Origin of the sequence: Mycobacterium sp., from assembly GCF_035653355.1 — a bacterium.
GTDB lineage: Bacteria > Actinomycetota > Actinomycetes > Mycobacteriales > Mycobacteriaceae > Mycobacterium.
In genome coordinates this window covers 1-3,555 of record NZ_DASRBZ010000528.1, presented here as the reverse complement: position 1 = coordinate 3,555, position 3,555 = coordinate 1, and the positions used below count along the sequence as shown (strand labels likewise).

The 3,555-nt window shown below is 64.9% G+C and carries 3 protein-coding genes and 1 pseudogene; 1 reads left to right on the top strand and 3 read right to left on the bottom strand.

Annotated elements, in window-relative coordinates; translation table 11 throughout:
- Window positions 1-81: 81 nt before the first annotated feature.
- Both VFA16_RS18160 and VFA16_RS18155 read right to left on the bottom strand, forming a co-directional pair.
- Complete coding sequence (locus VFA16_RS18160) at window positions 82-1,005, bottom strand: DMT family transporter (RefSeq protein WP_324969152.1); 924 nt, start codon at window positions 1,003-1,005, stop codon at window positions 82-84.
- Between the two features lie 132 nt (window positions 1,006-1,137).
- Entirely contained in the window at window positions 1,138-2,559 is a 1,422-nt protein-coding gene (locus VFA16_RS18155) for a cytochrome P450 (protein WP_324969151.1), read from the bottom strand.
- Between the two features lie 128 nt (window positions 2,560-2,687).
- On the opposite strand from VFA16_RS18155, the gene VFA16_RS18150 reads away from it, so the two are divergent.
- A complete protein-coding gene (locus VFA16_RS18150) occupies window positions 2,688-3,365 on the top strand; it encodes a class I SAM-dependent methyltransferase (RefSeq protein ID WP_324969150.1) in 678 nt (225 codons plus the stop codon).
- A 10-nt stretch (window positions 3,366-3,375) separates the two neighbouring features.
- Here VFA16_RS18150 and VFA16_RS18145 read toward each other — a convergent pair.
- Window positions 3,376-3,555 (bottom strand): annotated as a pseudogene (locus VFA16_RS18145) (ergothioneine biosynthesis PLP-dependent enzyme EgtE); the annotation flags it as partial.

Here is a 3,555-nt window from a genome sequence, read left to right as displayed (position 1 = left end):
CGCCGCGCTGGCCGAGATGTTGCGGCGGTACTGCCAGCACATGCACAGCAACGAGCCGGTGCACACCTGGGAGGTGCCCGCTTAGATCACGCTCGCGATTGCTATGCGACGCACCTTCGGCTGATCGTCGAGCCCGGTGTGGGCGGCAACCGTGTCGGCCTCGCCGCGTGCCAGCGCCACCGTCGCGACAACCACCACCACCACTGCTGCCGCCAGTGCGAACTTTTCCGCGCCATCAGCGTTCAGGGTCTCCCCTAACACGGTGATCCCCAGTGCCGATGCCACCATCGGCTTGGCCACATACATCGTGGGCATTGACGCGGTTAACGCACCAGCACGAAATGACGACTGCTGAAAGATCATCCCGGCCAACGCGGCCAGTATCCAGGCATAGAACTCAGGCGCCTGCAGCACCGCCCCGAAGCCCTGCTGTCCGAGCAGCACGACAATACCTTTGGTCAGCACCGCGAACAGCGCCAGGAACGAGCCCGCCACCACTGCCAGCAATACCGCCGCCTGCGGGCGACCCCGCCAAATCTGGGCGCCCACCAGGCACGACACCAGCAGCGGACCCATCACCACGGCCACCACCGTCCATGCTTCAAGTGAACCCCGCGGGTGTCCGGCGGCCGGGTCGCCGACCGTGACGACCACCGCTAGTCCGACCGCGAGTACGCCCGCCCATAGCCACTCCCAGCGGGTCACCCGGTCATGGGTGAGTCGCGCGTAAATAACCAGAGCGAATAGCAGTGCCGTCACCTGAAGCGCGGTTACCAACATCACCGAGCCGAGTGCCAATGCGCCGGCCTGCAATCCATAGTTCGCGACGGCTCCGCCTCCGCCCAGCCACCAACGGGCGTCGCGTAATGACATCCGAAATAGCTCCAAGTGGCCGACGTGTTTGTCGGTGATCTGTTGAGCTGACCGTTGACGTATGACATCACCGCTCGCCGATGCAAGCGCCGCGCATAGGGCAAGCACGACTGCGATATCGGCTTTAGACATCTCGACCTCCCTACGTCCTGCCGCCGCGCCCGCGGACTATGTCGGATACCGGAAAAGTGCGGCGAGGTATCTCGCGACATGACGGTAGGGCTGGGGCAAGCCGATGGCTTGCGTACTGCGATACCTGTTTTCTTATTCGGACTTTGTTGTCGGCTTGCCCGCGCTTTCGACGTTCCGCCGGCTCACTCGGGCCGGAATCGGTGCGGTAACCATCGCTGTGAGACCGACGTTGACCGGGAAATGACCCTCGAGAGAACGTATTTCGGTCCGACGGACGATGGCCGCGATGGCAAGGGTGGCCCGCACCATCGCGAAATGGTCGGCGATGCATGCTCGTGGGCCGGCCCCGAAGGGCAAGTATTGCCAGAGGTTACGTCCCTGCGACCGTTCCGGACTGAACCGGTCGGGGTCGAAGGTGAGCGGGTCGTCCCACAGGGCAGGGTCACGGTGGATGGCTTTGATGGCGACGACGACGTGCGTGCCCGCTTCCACACGGTGGCCGTCGACGTTGATGTCTTTGGTCACAAACCGTTCCACCGCGCGTATCGGCGGACATAAGCGCAGCGCCTCGTGCAGCACCTGAACGGTGTAACTCAGGTGTGGAATATCCGCTTGGGTCAGTTGCCGGTCGCCGAGTTGGCCAACCTCGGCGGCAACGCGTTCCTGACATTCACTGGCATGACCTAACGCCCATAGGGCGTAGGTGAGTGCGATGGAAGTGGTTTGGTGGCCGGCGATCATGAAGGACAGAAGCTCGTCACAGATCGCGCGATCGGTTAAGGGCTCACCGGTCTGCGGGTCGGCGGTCTGCATCAGCGCGCGCACCAGCGGTGCCGGCCGCGCCGGGTCGGAGCGACATGCCTGCAGCATGTCAGTGGCCAGGTCGCGCAGCACTGCGCTGGCCGCGTGTGCTTGCCGCTGTCGGCGGGTCGGGAGCCAGTGCGGCGAATGCCCTGGACGCAGCGCCCTGTCTGCTGCCCATTTTACCGCGGTACGCAGGGCGGATCCCAACTCCTCCATTCGCCCGTCGTCCTCGAGACCGAGCATCGAACGGCACAGTGCCCGCAGGATCAACGAGCGGCATTCGGTGTCGAGGTCAACGTCGGCCTCGTCGCCCCAGCCGCAAGCCAGCTGGTCTGCGGCCTCGGCCATGTGGCCGGCGAACCGGGGGATATTTTGTCCGGCGAAGACTGATTGCAGCGCGCGCCGGCGCGGCAGCCACTCGCGGTGCGGCACGACGAGCAGACCGTCGCCGATGAGCCTGCGCAGCTCCCACGACATCCGCGTCATGCCGCGTTCGACGTGCTCGTCGTCGCGAGCCAGTATGTCGTGGGCGCCGCGAGGTGAGGAGACGACCACCACATCCGGCCTCAGCCACGTCGGTCCCAAAGCCCGTCGCGACACCGCACCGTAGACGTCGCGCAACAACTCGAGCTCGGCATCGAACCTTCGCGCCGCCATCAGCCGCTGCACATAGGGCAGCACATCGTTCGCGGTCGCCGCCGACGTCACGACGCCGGTGCGACCGTCCGGTCGATCAGAAGTCTTCGCCATTGCTCACCGAGGGTCGAGTGGCCGTTGTACGGAACTATCGTCGCGGCACGCGTCGTAGCTGGATAGCGTACGCCCCTACTCGACTTGGATGCCGAAAACTGCCATTGGCCTCCGCGTAGCTTGGAGCCATGACAAACGAGGTAATGGATTGGGACAGTGTCTACCGCGAACAAGGCGAGTTTGAGGGACCGCCGCCGTGGAATATCGGTGAGCCGCAACCGGAACTGGCCGCACTGATGCGCGCCGGCAAGTTCCGCAGCGATGTTCTGGATGCCGGATGCGGGTTCGCGGAGCTTTCACTGGCGCTGGCTGTCGACGGCTATACGGTGGTCGGCATCGATATCACGCCCACCGCTGTCGCGGCTGCCACCAAGGCGGCGCAGGAACGCGGGCTGAGCATAGCAAGCTTTGTGCAGGCGGACATCACGTCGTTAACCGGCTATGACGGCCGCTTCAACACGGTGGTCGACTCCACGCTGTTTCACTCGCTGCCGGTCGAGAAGCGCGAGGACTACCTGCGCTCGGTGCACCGCGCGGCGGCTCCCGGCGCGAGCTACTACGTGCTGGTGTTCGCCAAGGGCGCGTTCCCGGTCGAAATGGAAACCAAGCCAAACGAAGTCGACGAAGACGAGCTGCGCGCCGCGGTGAGCAAGTACTGGCAGATCGACGAAATCAGACCGGCGCACATCCATGCCAATGTGCCCAAAGTGCCCGGCGTACCAATCGAGATGCCGCCGCACGAGCGAGACGAGAAGGGCCGACTGAAGTTCCCGGCCTATCTGCTGACCGCGCACAAGGCCGGCTAGCGCCGCACTGTCAAGCGGCTGCGGTCGCGTCGGCCAATGCCTCGGCGAACGTCGCCAGGTCGTCGGTGGTGGTGTCCAGGTGCGGTGAGATCCGCAGCACCGGCCGGGTTAGTTCCAGCGGCGCCCGCTCGACCCCGGCGGCCGTGGTGACTATTCGCCGTTCGGAGATCAGCCAGGCGCGCACCGTGTT

Excerpts from the sequence above, each read along its gene's own strand:
- VFA16_RS18160 (WP_324969152.1), bottom strand. The coding sequence starts at position 1,005 with ATGTCTAAAGCCGATATCGCAGTCGTGCTTGCCCTATGCGCGGCGCTT.
- VFA16_RS18155 (WP_324969151.1), bottom strand. The coding sequence starts at position 2,559 with ATGGCGAAGACTTCTGATCGACCGGACGGTCGCACCGGCGTCGTGACG.
- VFA16_RS18150 (WP_324969150.1), top strand. The coding sequence starts at position 2,688 with ATGACAAACGAGGTAATGGATTGGGACAGTGTCTACCGCGAACAAGGC.